We start from the raw sequence: 19875 nt of genomic DNA, 5'->3' as shown, positions 1-19875 counted from the left end.
AACAGCTGGTGAGCGGGGACGCTCACTGGGGTTTGCGCGCAGCGGACGGCTGCGTCAGCTTGTCGAGCATCAGGCCGAGGCAGACGATGCCCACGCCAGCGGTCAGACCCGTGCCGAGCTCGCTGGCTGTGAGGCCCTTGACGACGTCGAAGCCGAGGCCGCCACCGCCCACCAGGCCGCCGATGACGACCACCGCGAGGACCAGGACCACGCCCTGGTTGACAGCGACCAGCAGCGCGGGCCTGGCCAGCGGCCACTGGACCTGGCGGATCTGCTGCCAGGTGGTGGCGCCGAGCGAGCGGGAGGCCTCCAGCGTGGCCGGGGCGACGTTCTTCAGGCCCTGGGTGGTGATCCGGACCACGGCGGGCAGGGCGTAGACGGCCGCCGCGGTCACCGCCGCCACGCGACCCGCGTTGAAGAGCTGCACCACGGGGATGAGGTAGATGAACTGCGGCAGCGTCTGCATGGTGTCGAAGACCGGACGCAGCAGCTTCTCGGCCCAGCCCACTCGGGCGGCCAGGATGCCCAGCGCGAAGCCGAGCAGCAGTGCGATCGCGACAGCGACGAGGACCTGGGACAAGGTGTACATCGACGGGCCCCAGATGCCCAGCATCCCGATGCACGCCAGCGCCAGTACGGCGGTCACCGCACCGCGCCACGTGCCGACCAGCCAGGCCAGGGAGGCCGCGAGAAGCATGACCGACCACCAGGGCAGGGCCTGCAGACCGTCGTTCAGCGGAGCCAGCACCCAGGTCGTCAGGTTCCCTGCCCAGGCGGACGTGCCGCCGAGCACCGGAACATCCTGGTAGAAGTTGTTGACTACCCATTCCATGGCGCTGTTGAGCGGTGCCGTGACATCCACGGTCCAGCTCTCGGGCCAACTCCGGGAGAGGATCTGGCCGAGAGCCAGCGCTACGGCTCCCACCATGGCGGCGATACCGGCGGCCCACCGACCGGTGGCTGCTCCGGATCGCTCACCCGCCGCCGCGGTCGTTCGGTCCAGCCAGACGGCGATCAGCACGATGGCCAGGCCCGCGACGAGTCCCTGCCCGAAGTCCCGGCTCTTCAAGGCCGAGTAGATGCTCTCGCCCAGGCCACCCGCGCCGACGACGGCGGCGATGACCACCATGGACAGCGCCATCATGATCGTCTGGTTGAGGCCGAGGAGCATCTCCTTGCGGGCCAGCGGCAGCCGAGCTGTCCACAGCCGCTGCCACGGAGTCGACCCGAGTGAACGGGAGGCCTCAAGCACCGCGGGGGCACCGCCGCGCAGGCCCAGCGAGGTGAGGCGCACCATCGGCGGAACGGCGTAGATGACCGTGGTGATCAGCGCGGACGGGGTGCCGGTGCCAAAGATCAGGACGAGTGGCAGCAGGTACGCGAAGGAGGGCAGCACCTGCATGGTGTCCAGGACAGGCCGCAAAAGCCGCTGCGCCGTATCGGAGAGCCCGGCGGCGAGCCCGAGCAGCGTGCCCAGCACAGCGGCCGCGGTGACGGCGACCACCATCAGCGCCAGGGTCTCCATCGCCGGGGACCACAGGTCGACCAGGCCGATCGCGGCGAGTGCTCCGACGGCGATGCCCGCCGTCTTCAGCCCCTTACGGCCCGCACCCGCGACGTACCAGGCGAGGGCGGCCGCGATACCCAGCACACCGGCCCAGCCGAGTGACTCGAGCAGGTTGTGTACGCCGTCCACCGAGTCGGTGGCGACATTGGATATGTGCAGCAGGAAGTAGAGGAACAGGGGGTGGGTCTGGCGGTTTTCGATGACCCAGTCGGCGAACGAGTCCAGCGGAGTGACGGCGTCGACGCCCAGGCTGTCCGGCCAGCCGCCACTCCACAGCAGGGCGCTGGTCGGCAGCAGCAGCGCGAGGCCGAGCAGCACGAGCCAGGTCACCGGCAGCGGTCCCCGGGGGGTGGTTCCCTGCCGCTCGTCTTCCGCGCCGCTGCCCGTGTCGGCGCTCCCTCCCTTGGCGGCTGCCTTCTCAGCAGTGGTCGCACTCATGCCTGAACCACGTCTTCCGCGGCCTGTTCCGGTGTGGCGGGCAGCCCGATGCCCGCCACCACGGCGAGCAGCCGCTCGTGATCGACAACGCCGAGCAGCTTCCCGTCCGACACGACCCGCGCCGGGGCGCCTCCACGGGCGACAGCCTCGATTCCCTGGGCGACGGTGGCGTCGGGAGGCAGCGCCGCCCCGGTGTCGGCCTCGCCGTCGTGCGGTGGGCGCATGGCCCTGGCCACCGTGACGACCTGTTCGCGCGGCACATCACGGACGAAGTCCCGCACGTAGTCGTTGGCGGGGCTGTCCACGATCTCCTCGGGCGTGCCCAGCTGCACGATCTCGCCGTCACGCATCAGCGCGATGCGGTCACCCAGCTTGAGCGCCTCGGAGAGGTCGTGGGTGATGAAGACCATGGTGCGGCCCTCGTCGCGGTGCAGGCGGATGACCTCTTCCTGCATATCGCGACGGATCAGGGGGTCGAGGGCGCTGAACGGCTCGTCGAAGAGCAGCACTTCGGGGTCGACGACGAGTGCGCGGGCCAAACCCACGCGTTGCTGCTGCCCGCCGGAGAGCTGGTCGGGGCGGCGCTCGCCCAGACCGTCGAGGCCAACCTTCGCCACCATCGCGGCGGCGCGGTCGCGGCGTTCCTGCTTGGCCATGCCCTGGATCTCCAGGCCGTAGGCAATGTTGTCCAGAACAGTGCGGTGCGGCAGCAGGCCAAAGTGCTGGAAGACCATGGAGACACGGTTTCTCCGCAGCGCGAGGAGTCGCTTCTTGTCCATGGCGCGGACGTCCTCGCCATCCATGGAGAGCGTGCCGCTGGTCGGCTCGATCAGCCGGGTCAGGGTGCGTACCAGCGTGGACTTGCCCGACCCGGACAGGCCCATGACGACGAAGACCTCGCCCTTGCGGACGTCGAAGGAGACATCGCGTACGGCGGCGGTACAGCCGGTGCGCTCGCGCAGTTCGGCCGTGCTCAGGTCGGTGAGTGAGGCGTCGCCGGGGATGCGGTCGGCCTTGGGGCCGAAGACCTTCCACAGGTTGCGGACGGTGAAGACGGTGTCGGCGTCAGCGGGCACGCCCCCGGGTATGGGCTCGGGGGTGGCTTTGTCGAGGATCGCGGTCATCGGTTATCACTTCCGGTCAGCAGGTCCGCGCACTTCTCGCCGACCATCAGCACGCCGATCATGGGGTTCACGGCGGGCATGGTCGGGAAGACGGAGGCGTCGGCGATACGGATGCCGTCGAGGCCGCGGATGGTCAGGTCGGGGGCGACCACGGCGAGTTCGTCGTCGGCCGCGCCCATCTTGCAGGTGCCCGCGGGGTGGTAGACGGTGTGCGCCACCTTGCGCGCGTACGCACTGATCTCTTCGTCAGTGGTGATCTCGGGGCCCGGGCAGACCTCGCGCTTCAGCCAGTGGGCGAGCGGTTCGGTCTTGGCGATCTCGCGGGCGATCTTGATGCCGTCGACGAGGGTGTTGCCGTCGTAGTCGTCCTCGTCCGTGAAGTAACGGAAGTCGAGGGCGGGCTTGACCTCGGGGTCCGCACTCGTGAGGTAGAGGCGGCCGCGGCTCTTGGGCTTGGGGATGTTCGGCGTCATCGACACGCCGTGTTCGGGGCGTTCGTACCCCAGGCGCTCGGGGTTGTCGGTGAACGGGATCTGGTAGAAGTGGAACATCAGGTCGGGGCCCTGGAATTCGGGGTCCCGCTGGACGAACAGTCCGGCGTCGCTGTCCATCGCGGAGTTCTCGGGTATCGGCCCGTCGGTCTCCCAGACGATGACCGACTCGGGGTGGTCGAGCAGGTTCTCGCCGACTCCCGGCAGGTCCACGACGACCGGGATGCCCAGCGCCTCAAGGTCCTTGCGGGGTCCGATGCCGGAGTGCATCAGCAGGCGGGGGGTGTCCACCGCGCCCGCGCAAACCAGCACTTCACGGTGGGCCTGGACGAGGATCTCCGCGCCGTCCTTGGTGCGGACGTGCACGCCCCGCGCGTGGGTGCCGTCGAGCTCCAGCTGGTACGCCCAGGTCTCCAGCTTGATGTGCAGGTTCGGGCGGTCACCGGCCTCGATGTGCGGGTGGAGGTACGCGACAGAGGCGCTGGAGCGCTTGTTGTTCTCGGGGTGGTACGCGAGGTCGAAGAAGCCGACGCCGTCGGCGAAGGGCTTCTTGTTGAAGCCCTCGACGCGCGGCACGCCGAGCGCGGCCTGGGCGGCGTCGACGAAATCCCTGGCTATCGCGTTGCGGTCCTTCTCGTCGACGGCGACGATGTTGTTGCGCAGCTTCGGGAAGTACGGGTCCATGGCCGCGGCGTTCCAGCCGTCGGCGCCGTTCGCCTCCCACTCGTCCCAGTCGGACGGCAGCGGCTTGAACGAGATCAGCGTGTTGTGCGAGGAGCAGCCGCCCAGGACCCGGGCCCGGCTGTGCCGGATGTGCGAGTTGCCGCGAGGCTGCTCGACGGTCGGGTAGTCGTAGTCCAGGTCCCCGCCGAGCAGGCCGAGCCAGCGGCGCAGGGTGAGGACGTCGGGGCGGTCGATGTCGCTGGGACCGCCTTCGATGACCGCGACGGTGACATCCGGGTTCTCGGTGAGGCGCGAGGCGATGACCGAACCGGCGGTGCCGCCACCGATGACCACGTAGTCGTATATCTCGGTGGTCTCGTACTGAGGCATGTTCTGTGCTGCTCCACTCCGTGCGATGCCGCAAAGTGCTGCGCGTGTCAGGGGGTGGTACGGGTCGTACCGCGTCGTACGACCCGTACGGGAACGTGTGAGGGTCTGGGAGAGTCAGGCGCTAACCGGCGAACCAGCGCACCGGCTCCGGCGCGAGGTTCTGGTAGATGTGCTTGCTCTCGCGGTACTCGGCGAGACCGGCCGGACCGAGCTCGCGGCCGACGCCCGACTTGCCGAAGCCGCCCCACTCCGCCTGCGGCAGGTAGGGGTGGAAGTCGTTGATCCAGACCGTGCCGTGGCGCAGCCGGGCGGCCATCCGGCGGGCGCGTCCGGCGTCCGCGGTCCAGACGCCGCCGGCGAGGCCGTACTCGGTGTCGTTGGCCAGGGCCACGGCCTCGTCCTCGGTACGGAAGGTCTCCACGGACAGGACAGGTCCGAAGACCTCCTCGCGGACGACGCGCATCTCGCGGTGGCACTGGTCGAGCACGGTCGGCTCGTAGAAGTAGCCGCCTTCGGGGCGTACGTCGCTGGGCTCGGGGCGCTTGCCGCCCGAGCGCAGAACGGCGCCTTCCTCCAGCGCGGAGGCGACGAAGCCCTCGGTCTTGTCCAGCTGCTGCTGTGAGACGAGCGGGCCGCACTCGACGCCGTCCTCGGTGCCGCGGCCGAGCCTGATCTTGGCGGCGCGGCGGGCGAGTTCGGCGACGAAGCGCTCGCGCGCCGACTCCTCGATGATGAGGCGGCCACCGGCGGAGCAGACCTGGCCGCTGTGGATGAAGGCGGCGTTGAGCGCCTGGTCGACGGCGGTGTCGAAGCCCTCTTCAGTCTCCAGCGCGTCGGCGAACACCACGTTGGGGTTCTTGCCGCCGAGCTCCAGGGCGACCTTCTTGACGCTGACGGCGGCGGCCTGCGCGACCTTGGTGCCGCTGATCAGACCACCGGTGAAGGAGATGAGGTCGACGTCGGGGTGCTCCGAGAAGCGGGCGCCGACGGTGTGACCGGGGCCGGTGACGAGGTTGCCGACACCGTCCGGGAGCCCGGCCTCGACCAGCAGGTCCATCATGGCCACGGTGGTCAGCGGGGTGACCTCGCTGGGCTTGATGACGAAGGTGTTGCCCGCGGCGAGCGCCGGGGCGATCTTCCAGCTGGCCTGGAGGAGCGGGTAGTTCCAGGGGGTGATCATCGCGCAGACGCCGATCGGCTCGTGCACGACGACGCTGTGGATCGTGTCGGAGCCCGCGTCGACCACGCGGCCGGGGCCCTCACCGATGACGAGATCGGCGAAGTAGCGGAAGGCGTCGGCGACGCAGTCGACGTCGACCCGGCCCTCCTCGACGGTCTTGCCCGCGTCCCGGCTCTCCAGGAGGCCGATCTTCTCGCGGTCGCGCACCAGGAGGTCCGCGACGCGGCGCAGCAGCGCGGCGCGCTCAGTGACCGGCGTCTTCGGCCACTCTCCGTGATCGAATGCGCGGCGGGCGGCGTCGATCGCGGCGTCCGCGTCCTCCACGCCGCCCTCGGCCACCGTGGCGAACGGCTTGGCATCCGCGGGGTCGAGGATCTCGCGCGTGGCTCCGTCAGCGGCGTTACGCCACTTACCGTCCACATGAATGGTCTGTTGTCCCGACACGTCGCTTTTGGCCTTCCGTTCCCGTCATGTTCACCGCCGGTCCCCGGCAGCCCAGGGCGTCTGCCCTGCATGCACGAAAGCATGCGCCTCCGCTGCCGAAAGTGGGTCGGGTCACTTCCGGAGGGAGCCAAATATCACACGATCACCCGAGAAATTAGCTATTTGGCCTAGTCAGAGCGGGGATACGGGCCGAGGAACGGGCCATCGTCCCTGGTCACTCTTCGTGTGCGCCTCACCGGCAGACCGTAGCCCGTGAGGTGCTCGGGAGGCAGAAGGAGTCGACCACGGTACTCAGGACCCGCCGCTGGGTCGGCCACTCGGTGGCCGGGCCGCTGCTCAGCACCGCGTAGAGCGTGTCATCGGCCGTGGGGAAGACACGGTCCAGGACGCGGATCCGGGTGTCCCAGGTCTTGCTGGTGTAGGAGTAGTCGAGCTCGGCCGCGGGCCCGCTGACGCCAGGGACGTCGCGGAGGGAGTGGCGCCGGTAGCCGCTGTCCGTTTCCTTACCCTTGGTCTCGTCGGTCACGGAGAGTGCCTTTCGCGGGGTGTAGCCCTCTTCGGTCACCGGGAAGACCTGGACGAAGCGCGGGCCGCCGCCCGGCTCCTCGTAGAAGTAGATCGTGACGCCCTTCTGGCCCCGTTCCGTACGGCGCTCCCAGCCCTCGGGGACGTCGATGACGAAGTCCGACTCGACGAAGGACTGGTATCCGGCGGGCGGGCCGGACGGTGCGCCCTGGGAGGCGGCGGTTTCCTGGGGGTCCTCGGTGCCTTCGGTGAAGGTCGGGCCCTCGGCCGGGCCCTCGGTAGCGCCTTCGGTCGGGTACGTGTACGAGGGGGTGGGCGGGGGCGGCACCGGCTGAGCGTCAGTCGGATCGGTCGGTGTGGACAGGGTGGACGGGGCGGCGGTGTCCGCGGCCCGCTTCGCGTCCGGCGTCCCGTCGTCGGCCGGGCTGAACAGCAGCCAGCCGCCGAACCCCGCGAGCAGTACCGCGGCCGCGACCGGCACGACCACCACACCCCGGCGGTACCAGGGCAGCCGTGGTAACCCGAGGGCGGGCCCCATCCCCACCGACTGCCAGTGCGGCCGCGGCGCCAGCTCGACGCGCGGCTCGGTCGGTGGCTCGGTCGGCGGCTCCGACCCGGGCGGTGGCGGAGGGGGCGGGGTGAACCGGGGCGGCGGGGCGTTGCCGGTCTCCCAGCGTTGCGTGCGCGCGTTCCAGTGCGGCTCGCCAGCGTCGGCCACGCTTCCTCACTCCCCGATCAGCGCGCGCACCGAGTCGGACAGCGCCGTCGCCGAGGCCAGCAGCCCCGTCACCGCCGTCGCCCGCGTGAGCGCCTGCCCGATCCGGCCGAGCAGCCCCGGCTCAGCCCGCCCGGTCCGGCCGATCTCGTCCTCCGCGTCGGCGAGTTCCCCGTCCAGGGCGGCCGTCTCGTCGGTGGTGTTCAGCCGGGCCAGATCGGCACGCAGTTCCCGTACGGCCTTGAGCAGCTCCGCCGCCGCGGGGTCCGGCTGCGCGGCGCCGGGCTGGTTGACGACGCTGTTGTGGTCGCCGATGGCGAACGCGCCCTGTACGTGCTTGATGTGGATGCCGCCCCGGCTGTCATCGCTCGCCATCGTTGTCGCCTCCCAGGCCACTGCGCGCGCCCTGCGCGTTGTTGTTGGTGATCGTGTTGTGGTCGCCGACGGCGAACGCGCCCTGCGCCTTCTCGATGAGCACCCCGCCGCCGCTGACGTGCGTGATCTTCTGGACGAACTCGTCGGTGTGGTACCCCGCTTCGCGCAGCGCCTGCCGCACACCGTTGGCCACCCGGTCCTGGACGGCCTTGAGATAGCGGCGTACGTCCATGTCCTGGAACAGCGAGCAGGCGTCGGCCGCGCCCAGCTCACGGACCGACACGGCGGGCCCGTCGGGCATCGCCCCGCCGTAGCCGCCGGTCATGATCCGCCAGGTCAGTGCCATCCCCTGGGCGAGCGTGGCGACGGCGAGCGGCAGCGAGCGCGGGGTCCTGGCCAGGGCCCAGACGGCCTTGCCCAGCACGCTGTTGTTGCGGTACTGGTGCGCGATCCGGTCGGCCTCCTCGAAGTCCTCTCGTACCGGAAGCAGCACATGCGGGGCGATCTCCAGCATCAGCATCCGGCCCTGCGTGTGCACGCGGACGAAGACGGTCGTGACCAGCTCCTCCTCCCAGCCGCCGACCCTGATCCGCAGGAAGTGCCGCCGGGTCTCGCCGCCCTCCTCGACCGCGTCGGCCCGGTGCGCCTCGAAGACCTGCTGGTCGTACGGGGCGAGTTCACGGCGCGGCAGTCCGGCGACCGGGAGGAACACGCACTCGTCGATCTCCAGCTGGCGCAGCCGGTCCCGTACCGCGTCCCCCGCCTGGGGCGACGGCACCCGCAGCCCGGCGAGCAGCGGCCGCACACGCTCCAGGATCATCCGGTTGCTGACCGGCTCCGGGGGGTGCTTCCGGTCGGCGTCGGGCCGCAGTTCGACCGCGAGGGTCCAGGAGTCGTACGGGCTTCCGGCGCCGCAGAACGGGTGTCCCGCGTGGTACATCACCAGCGGGGCGTGCTGCTCGGTCCTGATGCGCTGCCGCAGCCGCTGGAAGCGCTGGCCCGGCGCCGCCTCGGCGGGGTCGCTGGCCATGTCGGCGAACCGGCCCGGGTGCAGTTCACCGGCGAGCGCCCGGGCGAACTGCCCGCGCTGCCCGGCCAGACACAGCGCCGCCAGCAGCAGGACGACGATCGCGACCCAGGCCTCGAACGGCTTCACCTGGCCGTCGGTGTCGAGCATCGCGAGCACGGGGTCGGGCAGCAGGGCGTCCATGAGCTCCCTGACGTCCGCCGACTCCTCCGCCCCGAAGCCGATCCGCACCATCAGGATCACCATGAACAGCAGCAGCGGCCGCCCCGTCCAGCGCATCCACCAGGCGGGCACCCTGCGGTAGAGCGGCGGACGCGGCTCCCGCCCGCGGATCCGGTCGGCGGCCGTGAGCATCAGACAGGGCAACAGGAGGAGGATCACCGTCTCGACGGCGAGCACCGCCCCCACCAGCCACACCGCCAGGGCCCCGGCCGCCCAGCCGAGTTCGGCGCGGCGGGCGCGCAGGGCGTGGGCCAGTACGCGGGCCGCGTCGAAGCCGAGCGAGGGGGCGGCGATGCGCTCCTCGTGGACGTACAGCTCCTCGATGACGGCGTCACGGTAGGCGCTGTCGAGGTAGCTGCCCGCGCAGAGCAGCCGGGTGGCCTCGCTGGCTCCGGGCGGTGTCACGGGGACCTGCGGGGGTGCGTCCGGCAGGTCCGGCTGCCCTGGCGGCTCCGGCTGCTGCGGCACGTAGGTCTGCGTCAACGCTTCCCCCTGGGACTCCAACTGCCTTACGAGACGCACGTGTTGCCGTGGGCATGTGCGCTGCGTCACATCATAGGGGAGCGCCGGGCGCTCGGGAGCCATCTCGACAGCAGCACACACAGAAGGTCCCGGCCCTTGCGGACCGGGACCTTCTGAGGTGTCTGGCGGGACCAGACGCGAGGATCAGACGACGGGTCAGATGAGGCCGAGACCGCGCACCGCGTCGCGCTCCTCGGTGAGCTCCTTGACCGACGCGTCGATCCGGGCGCGGGAGAAGTCGTTGATCTCCAGGCCCTGGACGATCTCGTACCTGCCGTCCTTGGCGGTGACGGGGAAGGAGGAGATCAGGCCCTCCGGGACGCCGTACGAGCCGTCCGACGGGATACCCATCGAGGTCCAGTCGCCGTCAGCGGTGCCGTTGACCCAGGTGTGTACGTGGTCAATGGCGGCGTTCGCGGCCGACGCGGCCGAGGACGCGCCACGGGCCTCGATGATCGCGGCGCCGCGCTTGGCGACGGTGGGGATGAACGTGTCGGCGAGCCACTGCTCGTCGCTGACGACCTCGGCGGCGTTCTTGCCCGCGATCTCGGCGTGGAAGATGTCCGGGTACTGGGTCGCCGAGTGGTTGCCCCAGATGGTGAGGCGCTTGATGTCGGAGACGGCGGCGCCGGTCTTCTTGGAGAGCTGCGAGAGCGCGCGGTTGTGGTCCAGGCGGGTCATCGCGGTGAAGCGCTCGGCCGGTACGTCCGGGGCGGCGGCCTGCGCGATGAGCGCGTTGGTGTTGGCCGGGTTGCCGACGACCAGGACCTTGATGTCGTCCGCGGCGTGGTCGTTGATGGCCTTGCCCTGCGGCTTGAAGATGCCGCCGTTGGCGGAGAGCAGGTCGCCGCGCTCCATGCCCTTGGTACGGGGGCGGGCGCCGACCAGGAGGGCGACGTTGGCGCCATCGAAGGCGACGTTCGGGTCGTCCGAGATGTCGATGCCCTTGAGCAGCGGGAAGGCGCAGTCGTCCAGCTCCATCGCGGTACCCTCGGCCGCGCCGAGCGCGGGGGTGATCTCGAGGAGGCGGAGCTTGACCGGCACGTCCGGGCCGAGCAGGTGACCGGAGGCGATACGGAACAGCAGCGCGTAGCCGATCTGTCCGGCCGCGCCGGTAACGGTGACATTCACGGGAGTGCGGGTCATGGCGATCTCCGTAAGACAGCTGGCGGTTGGGGTCCTGCCCCGGGGTGCGGGATCTCCCGACGCTCAGCGATCTGACGATCCGGGGACCGAACCAACGATCCGATGATCGATCTTTCCCTCGACGTCAAGAGAGATCCATCGGTCAGGCTATCCGAACCCCGGCACCGTACACCTCCTGGGGCGTGTGGCCCGGCGCACAGCGCGGGGGCGGGCATGCCCCCGCGCTGCTCCGCTTCCCGTCCCCTACTCCGTTTCCGTGCAGCCCTTCTGGCCGGTCACCAGCGTGCCGCATGCCTTGACGTCGGTCGCGCCCTTCGCGGGCACCATCGCGGTGTACGTGTCACCAGGCACGGTCAGCTCGTCGGCCTGCTTGCCCTTGGCGCCCTTGACGGAAGACGTCGAGATCTCGATCGTGTCGCCGACCGCCGCCTGCTGGATGCGCGCCCAGGCGGCGCCGCAGGTCTTGCTGTACCTGACCTCGATCAGGGCCGTACCGACGGTCGCCCTGGCGCTGGTCGTGGCGTGCTCGCCACCGCAGCCCATGTCCTCCGGGTCCTGGCCCGCGCAGTCGGTGCCACTGCACTTGACGCCGGCGGGCAGCGGGGCGGCGCTGGTGGTCGGCGGGGGCGTCGACGGCTGGGCCTGCGGGGTCTTGTCGCCCCGGCCGAAGTCGGTGAAGTAGACGGCCGCCGCGATGACCACGAGGGCGCCGACGACGCCCGCGAGGAACATCGTCAGCTTCCGGCGCTGCCGCTCCTTGTCGGGCGAGCCGCCACCCTGGGGCCCGGCCGTCGGCGGTCCGGGAGGTCCCGGAGGGCCGGAGCGCGCGGCGACGGAGCCGTACGAGCCATCCGGACTGTCAGCGGGACGCGCGGCACCGGCACCGGCACCGGCACCCCGGGGCCCCTGGGGGGCGCCGGACGGGCCGGACGGGCCGCCGGGCGTACGCCCATGGGCGCTGCCGTTCCTGCCCTTCGCCCTCCCCGGGGCGGAACCGACCTCGCCAAGCGCGGCGCGCGCCTGCGAGATCCGGATCGCCTCCATGGTCATGTCGTGCCGCATCTCGGAGCGGCTCCAGGCGCGCTCCGCGAGCTCCCACATGGTGGTGAGGTGCACGGGGTTCGTGTTCGTGACCTCGGCCAGCGCCACGACCGCGCCCTTGGGGGCGAGCAGCCGGCCGTTGAGATACCGCTCCCAGGACGTCTTGCTGTAGCCCGTGCGGTCCGACACCGCGGCGATGCTCAGCCCACTGCGGTCCACAAGCCGCCGCAGCTGGCTCGCGAACTCGCGTACCTGAGGGTCGAGCTCCTCCGGTAGTGCCTTCCAACGAGGCATTACTTCCCCCTTGTCCCCCCATGTACGTGCCTGACAGCCCCCGCGCGCGACGCCCTGCTTGCCTGCGATCCGGCTACCCACAGGGATGCGCGTAGCCAGGGTGTCAGTTCCCGCGAAGGGGGCGCACAGAAGCATCCGGCCATGGGCGTGCCCCGTCGCGCGCCACCTGGTCCGCAGACCAGTGTCCCATCACCCGGGAGCCCGACTCCACGAATCCCCCTGCTTGTGACCTCACAGTTGTGAATCAACGCATTCGTTGCAGGGCTCGGACACGGTCCCGGAATGGTCACTTCCGCGCTACAGAGGCAACCCATCGCTTGTTCACGCTTGGCACGTCCATGACTCTGGTTCCCGGAACGCCCCACTGGCAGACGGTGCCCGTCCTTCCTCGGGGGAGGGGATGGACACCGTTGCCTGGGGCCTCCGGCGGGGGGGCCAGACGGCCCCTAGGACGCCCAGGACGCCCAGGACGTCTAGGACGCCTCGGGTGCGACGCTGGCCCCGCCGTCGAAGCACTCCCGCACCCCGTCCCGTACGAGACAGGCCCTGACCCGGGACAGATCGGCCTGAACCACCGGTGCCATCGGCGTCGACACCGAGCTCTGCGCGTCGAACCGGTCCCGCACCTCGCCGCGCTGAGGCTTCGCCCCGGGGGCGGTGACATCGAACTGGTCGCCCTCCAGCCCCCGGTCGATCCGGGCCCACACCGTGCCGCAGGGCACGGAGCGCCGCACCTTGATCACCGTGCCGCCGTCGAAGCGGTGCGCGACCACCGTGCCCGGCGGGTGGACGGCACTGGCACACCGGGTCGACTCCGGGTTCTTGCCGGTGCAGGCCTCGCCCTCGCAGCTCGGCCCGGGCGCGCTGCCAGTCGGCGGCGACGCGCCCTCGGCGGACTGACCGCTGTCACCGCCCACACCCCAGACGACCAGCAGGACTCCGGCGGTGACCGCGGCCAGACCGGCGACGACACCGGTGAGGAAGCCGAGCTTGCGCCGCTTGTGGAACCCGCGCGCGGGAGCAGCCTCGGGAGCGTCGGCAGGAGCACCAGGTGGTCCCTCTCCCCCGGCCGCCTCCGTACCTCCAGTACCTCCAGTACCTCCAGTACCTCCCGTACCGGCGGCTGTCGTAGGCCCCGCCCTCGTACGCCCGGCTCCCGCGCGGCCGCTCCAGGTGGACTCCGCCAGATCCCAGAACGCCAGCGCCCTGGCCGGGCGTTCGTCCGCCAGCATGCACAGCTGCTCGACGGCGCCACGCGGCGGCAGCGCCTTGCCGTTGAGATAGCGCTCCCACGAGGACTTGCTGTACGGGGTCTTCGCCGCCAGCGCGGCCAGGCTCAGCCCCGTCGCCGCGCGCAACTCACGCAACGCGCGCGCGAGCTGGACGCATTCCACGGACTCTTGTGGACGTCTCACTTGCGTCACTTGCGCAGCACCTTCCAGGTGTCTGGTCCCACCTTCCCGTCCACCGCGATGTGCGCCTCGTCCTGGAGGCGCCTGACCGCGCGCTCGGTGTTGTTGCCGAACGCTCCGTCGACGCCTTCCGGTGAGAACTCATGGTGCTCCAGCAAACACTGGGCCTCCACCACGGACCACCGCGTGGACGACTGCTCGATCAGCTCGGTACGGGTGCGGCTGTAGCCCGCGTAGAGCCTGCCGTCATCGTCCCGCTTGACCTCGCACGCGTACGTCTTGCCCGGCTCGTAGGTGAACTCGCCGAGTTCCGGGTGCGCTTCCCCGGTGAACGGCTTGTCGCGGGCCTCGCTTCCGGAGTTGCCTCCGCCGCCGCTCTCCCAGGGCGCCCAGAGGACGAGCGCGACCAGCATCACCAGCGCTGTCACGGCACTCGATCCGACGATGGCCAGCCACGGAACGACCGCGGTCCGCGTGCCGCGCACGTCGGAGGTCGGGGAGGGGTACGGGTCGGGGTCGGGGTCTGCGTCGGGGGCCGCGTTGGGACCGGCTTCGGGCTCGGGGTCGCCGCCACGCCCGGCGTTCCACGCCTCGGCGGCCACCTCACGCTGGACGAGCAACCGGGCCGGATCGGTGTCACAGGCCCTGGCCAACGCCTCGACCGCCTCGGCCGGTGGCAGTGCCTTCCCGTTGAGATAGCGGTCCCAGGACGAACGGCTGTACCCCGTTCTGGAGGCTAGCGCCGCCAGCCCCAGACCACTGTGGTCCTTGAGCCTGCGCAGTTGTACGACGAGCTGCCGCACTCGCGGGTCCAGCGAGTCGGGCAGCTCCTTCCACCTAGACATGTTCCACCCCACGTCTTGGATTCCTTGGTGCCGATGATGTCCGAACTCCGGCCTCCAGTTCCTCTTCCTCCATCGGACGACGCTGGGGCAAGGCGGTTTCCAGCCGTCCCGCCGTCCCACTCACGCCGCGTCGCGCGGCACATCGCCGCAGGTCACCGCCTGGGACGTCCCAGCCTTGCCTGGAATCCCGTACCCCTCTGGCCGCGGCACGGACTGACCGGCCAAGGTCAGTGGTGCACCAGGGGCGGTGCGGTCCACCCCGCACCGCCCGGCCACGTCACCACCACGGCGGGGAAGCTCCACGGTGGCCCGTCCTGCTCGGGGGAGAGGACGGGCCACCGGGGGCGGGGACTCGGGGGCGGGTCGCGGGGTCGGGTCGCGGGGGCTTAGCGAATCGTGAAGTGCAGCGTGTCGTCCAGGAACGGGATGTTGATCACGGGGTCGGGCTGCGCCATCAGCGCCAGCAGAACGATCACCACACCGAGCACGCCGTACGTCAGGATGTCCGTGAAGCGCGACCGTACGGCCAGCATCCCGACCACGGGCAGCGCCCAGCGCAGCACGGCGCCGAGCAGCAGCGCCACACCGATCAGCAGCGTGCCCGCCCGGAACACGTCGAACGCCGTGAGCAGCAGGCCGAGCCCGGCGGTGCCGAGCACCAGGAGCATGGGCCACTGGCGCGCGGGCGCCGGAGCGTCCCCGGGCGCGACCCGGCCGCCGCCTTCGGGGCGTGCGGTGTCCTGGGTGACGGAGGGGAAGCGGCGAGACTTCCGCAGCAGCCCGGACCGGGTTCCGGGCTCCTTCACGGGCTCGCTCACAGGCTCCTCCATGGGCTCGTTCACCGGCGCGTTCACGGCCTCGTTCGCGGACGCGCTCACGGGCTCGCCGCCCTCCTGGTCAGTCGGCAACGTTCGCCGCGCGCTCGGCCGCCTCGACCACGTTGACGAGCAGCAGGGCCCGCGTCATCGGGCCGACCCCGCCGGGGTTCGGCGAGATCCAGCCCGCGACCTCGGCGACCCCGGGGTGCACATCCCCGACGATCTTGCCGCTCTCGTCCCGGCTGACGCCGACGTCGAGCACGGCGGCGCCGGGACGTACGTCCTCCGGCTTGATCAGGTGCGGGGAGCCCGCGGCCGCCACGATGATGTCCGCCTGCCGTAGCTGCGCGGAGAGGTCGCGGGTGCCGGTGTGGCACTGCGTCACCGTGGAGTTCTCGGACTTGCGGGTGAGCAGCAGCGGCAGCGACCGCCCGATAGTCACGCCCCGGCCGACGACCACCACATGCGCGCCGTTCAGCTCGACGCCGTACTGGCGCAGCAGCTTGATCACGCCGTGCGGGGTGCAGGGCAGCGGCGCGGGCTCGTTCAGTACGAGGCGACCGAGGTTCGCCGGGTGCAGACCGTCCGCGTCCTTGGCCGGGTCCATCAGCTCCAGGATGCGGTTCTCGTCGATGCCCTTGGGGAGCGGCAGCTGCACGATGTACCCGGTGCACTCGGGGTCGTCGTTCAGTTCACGGACGACGGCCTCGATCTCCTCCTGCGTCGCCGTGGCGGGCAGCTCCCGCTGGATCGAGGCGATGCCGACCTGGGCACAGTCGCGGTGCTTGCCCGCGACGTACTTCTGGCTACCGGGGTCCTCACCCACCAGCACGGTGCCGAGTCCGGGCGCGCTGCCCCGCGCCTTGAGTGCGGCCACGCGCTGGGCGAGGTCCGCCTTGATCGCGGCCGCGGTGGCCTTACCGTCGAGAATCTGGGCGCTCATGCCCCCATCCTCGCGGATAAAGCGCCCCTGGCTCCAATTACCCCCGTAGACCACGCGTAGATCGCACGTACATCGCGCGTAGATCCGAACCTCACACCCGTTTTGCCTGGGTTGGCGATGTTGCACTTGCGCAACGCGGGTCCATCTGGCTGGACAAACAGGCCACGCCTTTAGAACCATGAACCGCGCAGTGCCGCGGGCAGTGCCGGGGGGAACGACCAACACACCGCTCAGGCTCCTCCGTACGGAACCGCGCAGTCCCCGCACTTTCAACGGAGGAAGTAACACCATGGCTTACGGCGACCCGAACAACCCCTACGGCCAGCAGCAGCCCCCGCAGGGCCAGCCCGGGTACGGCTACCCGCAGCAGGCTCCCCAGGGCGTACCGCCCCAGCAGGGTTACCCGCAGCAGCCGGGCTACCCCCAGCAGCCGGGCCAGCCGTACGGCGCGTACCCGCAGCAGCCCGGCCAGCCCTACGGCGCGTACCCCGGGGGCCCGCAGGGCGCGGCGCTGATTCCGAACGCGTACGCCGGGTGGGGTTCGCGGTTCATCGCCCGCATCCTCGACACGCTGATCATCAGCATCGTCCCGACGATCCTGATGATCAGCTCGATGGACTTCGAGACCGGCGAGAGGGGCGGCCTGTACTACGTCGGCGTGCTGCTGATCTTCGTCGGCATGATCGGCTTCGCGTACCTGCTGGGCACCACCGGCCAGACCCCCGGCCGCAAGGCGGTGAACATCCAGGTCCTCAAGGAGTCGACCGGCCAGCCGCTCGGCTTCGGCATGGCCGTCGTGCGCTACATCCTGGACTTCCTCAACAGCCTCCCCTGCTACCTCGGCTACCTGTGGCCCGCCTGGGACGCCAAGAAGCAGCACTTCACCGACAAGATCTGCGGCACCGTCGTCGTCCGCAAGAACTGACACGGGCGCTACACACCCCGCACCACCGCTCAGGGCCATGCCCTCCCATACGACGGGAGGGCATGGCCCTTTCGGCGCGCTGGCTGAGCGCGCTACCGCGCGCTGACGAGCGCTCCTGGGGCGACCCTGAATAGTTCTAGGTTCCGCTCGCCACGGCTTTCGGCCAGAGTGGTGACTGCGCCGCAACGGGGGGCAGCGCATATCGGGGGAGCAGGTAGCAGCACCATGGGGCCGTAGAACGCCCCATGTCTGTCCAGCGGCCGCGGGGACCTCAGGGTCTCCGCGGCCGACTGCTTGCCACCCCCGCCATCCCCGCCTACCCCCACCGCCCCGCACCACCTGTCAGGGACCAAACACGCACAAACCAGCCAGACACGGGCCCGGAAAGGTTCGCTCCGCCTCTCGCACTCCCCCTACCCTGACGACCGTATAGGGGTAAAGGGGGCGATCTTGTACACCATCATCGTGGTTCCACCGGCCTGTGCCGGTCCCGAGCAACAGACCCGTCTCGCGCCCGGCGAGAAGCTGACCTTCGGCAGGAGCACGGCAGTTCGCGGCCGTCACCTCGCCCTCGCCCACTCTGGCGTGTCCAGAGCCGCAGGCGAGATCGCCGCACAGGACTCCTTCTGGCTGCTGAGCAATCTCAGCCGCACCCAGACGTACGTGGTGGAGAACCCGGAGGGCGCCGGAGAGCACATCAAGGTGGCGCCGGGCCGACTGGACGCCCCGGTGCCGTTCGAGTTCTCGCGTGTCGTACTGCCCGCGGCGGGCGAACTGCTCGGCCTCGACGTCTGGGCACCGCGCCACGACCACCTGGACACGCGGCCCACCGACCCGGAGTTGATGACCGGCGACCCGACCGCCGTGGCCTTCGCCCTGGACCGTACGAAGCGCTACTTCGCCGTGCTGACCGCCCTGTGTGAGCCCCGGCTGCGCGGCGCACCGCACGCTCCACTGCCCACCGTCGAGCAGGTGGTGGAGCGGCTGCGTCCCAGCTGGCCCGCGGCGAACCGCGCGAACGTGCAGTGGAACATCGACTACCTCTCGATCAAACTCCGCCTGAAGCCCGCCCCGGACGCCGTGGACGCTCCGGAGCCGGGCCACCGCCTCAACGGCAAGAAGGAGTCCCTGGTCTCGCTCGCCCTCCGCTTCGACCTGGTGCGCGAGGAGGACCTCGTACTCCTGACGGCCGACGCGGCAACTCCCGCCGACGCGGCCCGGGAGACGGTGCGATGAGCGCACGCCCCGCAGGCGCGGGACGGCCGTACGCGGTCAGCGTCCCGAAGGGGTACCGGGTGGGCCGCTGGGAGGTACGTGAGGCGCTCGCCTCAGGCGCGTTCGGCAGCGTGTACGCGGCCCGGCGCACCCCCTGTGCCGACGACAAGCTGCCCAAGGGCAAGCTGCCCGAGGACGGACTGTCCGACGATGGCCTCCCCGACACCGCAGCCCTGAAGTTCCTGCCCACCGGCACCCACACCCCGCGCCAACTCCGCCACCTGCGCGAACTCGCCGAACGCGAAGTCGACCTGCTCCGACGCCTCCGCTCACCCCGGCTGATCCGGATGTACGAGACCCTCACCGTCGACGATCCCGGCATACCCGAACTCGACGGCGCCACCGTCCTCGTACTCGAACAAGCCGAGGGCTCCCTGGACACCCTGCTGACCCGCTCCCCCACGCCGGACACCGGGCCCGCCCTGCTGGCCCAGATCTGCGAAGGGCTGCGCCAACTGCACCGCGCGGGCTGGGTACACGGCGACCTCAAGCCCGCCAACGTCCTGCTGATGCGCGACGGCACGGCACGGCTCGCCGACTTCAACCTCGCCGCCGAGCTGGAGGGCACGCACGCCTATACCCCGGCCTTCTCCACCCCCGACTACACCCCGCCCGAACTCCTCTGGTCCGAGATCGGCGAACGCGGCCAGCAGATCCGCCCCACCGCCGACACCTGGGCCTTCGGCGTACTCGCCCACGTCGTGCTAGCCGGTTCGCTGCCGCTGCCCGGCGCCACCACCTCCGCCCGCAGGGACGCGGCGGTGCGCTACGCCCGGGGCACCCTGGAGCTGCGCCTGTCGCCCGAACTCCCGGAAGCCTGGCGGCAGATCATCACCGACTGCCTCGCCCCCACGCACGCCGAACGCACCGCCCGCACCACCGACACCGCCACTCTGCTCCGCCGAGTCGAGCGGGCGGCGGGTACGCCCCCTTCGGCACGGCCACGCCCGGCGCACGTACTCCGACGGCGGCCCTGGGCCACCGCCGCCACCGCTGTGGCGGCGGTCGCCGCGCTCGGGTTCGGGGTGAGCGGCACCCTCACCGACTCCGACTCCCACTCCGGCCCCCGTGCCTCCAAGCCCCAGGCCACGGGCTACGACCGCTGCGCCCGGGGCGACGTCTGCTTCTTCACCCAGCGGGACGGACAGGGCGAGATGTGCGCCTGGGAAGGCGACGACACCGACTGGGTCAGAGGCCCCCACACCTGCGACTGGGCCACCACGCGTCACCCAAGGTCGGTGTTCAACAACGGCTACGACACCGACGAAGGCGAGGAGCTGGTCGCGGTCCTCTACTACGCGGAGAACCGGCTGCGGGAGCAACTGGGCTGCCTAGGGGTGCGGAAGAAGGCGAACTTCGCCAAGCCGGTCGCGGTCCGGTCCCACACCTGGGTGGAGCACTGCTAGACCGGCGGCGCCTCCTCACCCACCTCCTCACCCACACCTCCGCCGTGCTGACGACGGCCGCGACAACGGGCCGGTGGCGCTGACGCG

General features: G+C 70.7%; 16 protein-coding genes. 3 read left to right on the top strand and 13 right to left on the bottom strand.

Annotation, left to right across the window (positions count from 1 at the left end; all coding sequences use genetic code 11):
- Nucleotides 1–22: 22 nt before the first annotated feature.
- The 13 genes from GCN81_RS07960 to GCN81_RS07900 all read right to left on the bottom strand — a co-directional run bounded on the left by GCN81_RS07960 (nucleotide 23) and on the right by GCN81_RS07900 (nucleotide 16182).
- Nucleotides 23–2005, bottom strand: coding sequence for an ABC transporter permease (locus GCN81_RS07960; RefSeq protein WP_156723103.1), 1983 nt, complete (start codon nucleotides 2003–2005; stop codon nucleotides 23–25).
- Nucleotides 2002–3129, bottom strand: coding sequence for a quaternary amine ABC transporter ATP-binding protein (locus GCN81_RS07955; RefSeq protein WP_156723101.1), 1128 nt, complete (start codon nucleotides 3127–3129; stop codon nucleotides 2002–2004). Before GCN81_RS07955 ends, GCN81_RS07960 begins: the two co-directional genes overlap by 4 nt.
- Entirely contained in the window at nucleotides 3126–4673 is a 1548-nt protein-coding gene (locus tag GCN81_RS07950) for a GMC family oxidoreductase (RefSeq protein WP_156723098.1), read from the bottom strand. Before GCN81_RS07950 ends, GCN81_RS07955 begins: the two co-directional genes overlap by 4 nt.
- 121 nt (nucleotides 4674–4794) lie before the next feature.
- On the bottom strand, nucleotides 4795–6273 hold the full coding sequence (locus GCN81_RS07945; protein ID WP_197287522.1) for an aldehyde dehydrogenase family protein: 1479 nt from the start codon (nucleotides 6271–6273) through the stop codon (nucleotides 4795–4797).
- Nucleotides 6274–6529: 256 nt separating this feature from the next.
- Complete coding sequence (locus GCN81_RS07940) at nucleotides 6530–7540, bottom strand: hypothetical protein (RefSeq protein WP_156723094.1); 1011 nt, start codon at nucleotides 7538–7540, stop codon at nucleotides 6530–6532.
- A 6-nt stretch (nucleotides 7541–7546) separates the two neighbouring features.
- The gene (locus GCN81_RS07935; protein ID WP_156723093.1) at nucleotides 7547–7912 is read right to left on the bottom strand and encodes a hypothetical protein; all 366 of its coding nucleotides are present in this window, start codon (nucleotides 7910–7912) and stop codon (nucleotides 7547–7549) included.
- On the bottom strand, nucleotides 7899–9644 hold the full coding sequence (locus GCN81_RS07930) for a hypothetical protein (protein WP_156723091.1): 1746 nt from the start codon (nucleotides 9642–9644) through the stop codon (nucleotides 7899–7901). Before GCN81_RS07930 ends, GCN81_RS07935 begins: the two co-directional genes overlap by 14 nt.
- Before the next feature lie 195 nt (nucleotides 9645–9839).
- Nucleotides 9840–10829, bottom strand: coding sequence for a malate dehydrogenase (locus GCN81_RS07925; protein WP_156723089.1), 990 nt, complete (start codon nucleotides 10827–10829; stop codon nucleotides 9840–9842).
- Nucleotides 10830–11072: 243 nt separating this feature from the next.
- On the bottom strand, nucleotides 11073–12164 hold the full coding sequence (locus GCN81_RS07920) for a helix-turn-helix domain-containing protein (RefSeq protein ID WP_156723088.1): 1092 nt from the start codon (nucleotides 12162–12164) through the stop codon (nucleotides 11073–11075).
- A 473-nt stretch (nucleotides 12165–12637) separates the two neighbouring features.
- On the bottom strand, nucleotides 12638–13579 hold the full coding sequence (locus tag GCN81_RS07915) for a helix-turn-helix domain-containing protein (RefSeq protein WP_231626477.1): 942 nt from the start codon (nucleotides 13577–13579) through the stop codon (nucleotides 12638–12640).
- 5 nt (nucleotides 13580–13584) lie between these two features.
- Nucleotides 13585–14421, bottom strand: coding sequence for a helix-turn-helix domain-containing protein (locus tag GCN81_RS07910; RefSeq protein ID WP_197287521.1), 837 nt, complete (start codon nucleotides 14419–14421; stop codon nucleotides 13585–13587).
- A 386-nt stretch (nucleotides 14422–14807) separates the two neighbouring features.
- The gene (locus tag GCN81_RS07905) at nucleotides 14808–15251 is read right to left on the bottom strand and encodes a DUF3017 domain-containing protein (RefSeq protein WP_156723421.1); all 444 of its coding nucleotides are present in this window, start codon (nucleotides 15249–15251) and stop codon (nucleotides 14808–14810) included.
- Between the two features lie 67 nt (nucleotides 15252–15318).
- On the bottom strand, nucleotides 15319–16182 hold the full coding sequence (locus tag GCN81_RS07900) for a bifunctional methylenetetrahydrofolate dehydrogenase/methenyltetrahydrofolate cyclohydrolase (RefSeq protein WP_156723082.1): 864 nt from the start codon (nucleotides 16180–16182) through the stop codon (nucleotides 15319–15321).
- 289 nt (nucleotides 16183–16471) lie between these two features.
- Between GCN81_RS07900 and GCN81_RS07895 the strand changes: the two genes are divergently transcribed.
- The 3 genes from GCN81_RS07895 (at nucleotide 16472) to GCN81_RS07885 (ending at nucleotide 19788) form a co-directional block, all read left to right on the top strand.
- Entirely contained in the window at nucleotides 16472–17107 is a 636-nt protein-coding gene (locus tag GCN81_RS07895; protein WP_156723080.1) for an RDD family protein, read from the top strand.
- Nucleotides 17108–17557: 450 nt separating this feature from the next.
- Nucleotides 17558–18343, top strand: a complete 786-nt coding sequence (locus tag GCN81_RS07890; RefSeq protein WP_197287520.1) for an FHA domain-containing protein — start codon at nucleotides 17558–17560, stop codon at nucleotides 18341–18343.
- Complete coding sequence (locus tag GCN81_RS07885) at nucleotides 18340–19788, top strand: protein kinase domain-containing protein (protein ID WP_156723078.1); 1449 nt, start codon at nucleotides 18340–18342, stop codon at nucleotides 19786–19788. The genes GCN81_RS07890 and GCN81_RS07885 overlap by 4 nt, the downstream gene beginning before the upstream one ends.
- Nucleotides 19789–19875 lie beyond the last annotated feature (87 nt).

This window comes from Streptomyces apocyni, from assembly GCF_009739465.1.
In the GTDB taxonomy this organism is placed as follows: Bacteria; Actinomycetota; Actinomycetes; order Streptomycetales; family Streptomycetaceae; genus Streptomyces; species Streptomyces apocyni.
The sequence above is the reverse complement of the archived record's forward strand: the minus strand, read 5'-3'. Positions and strand labels throughout refer to the sequence as shown.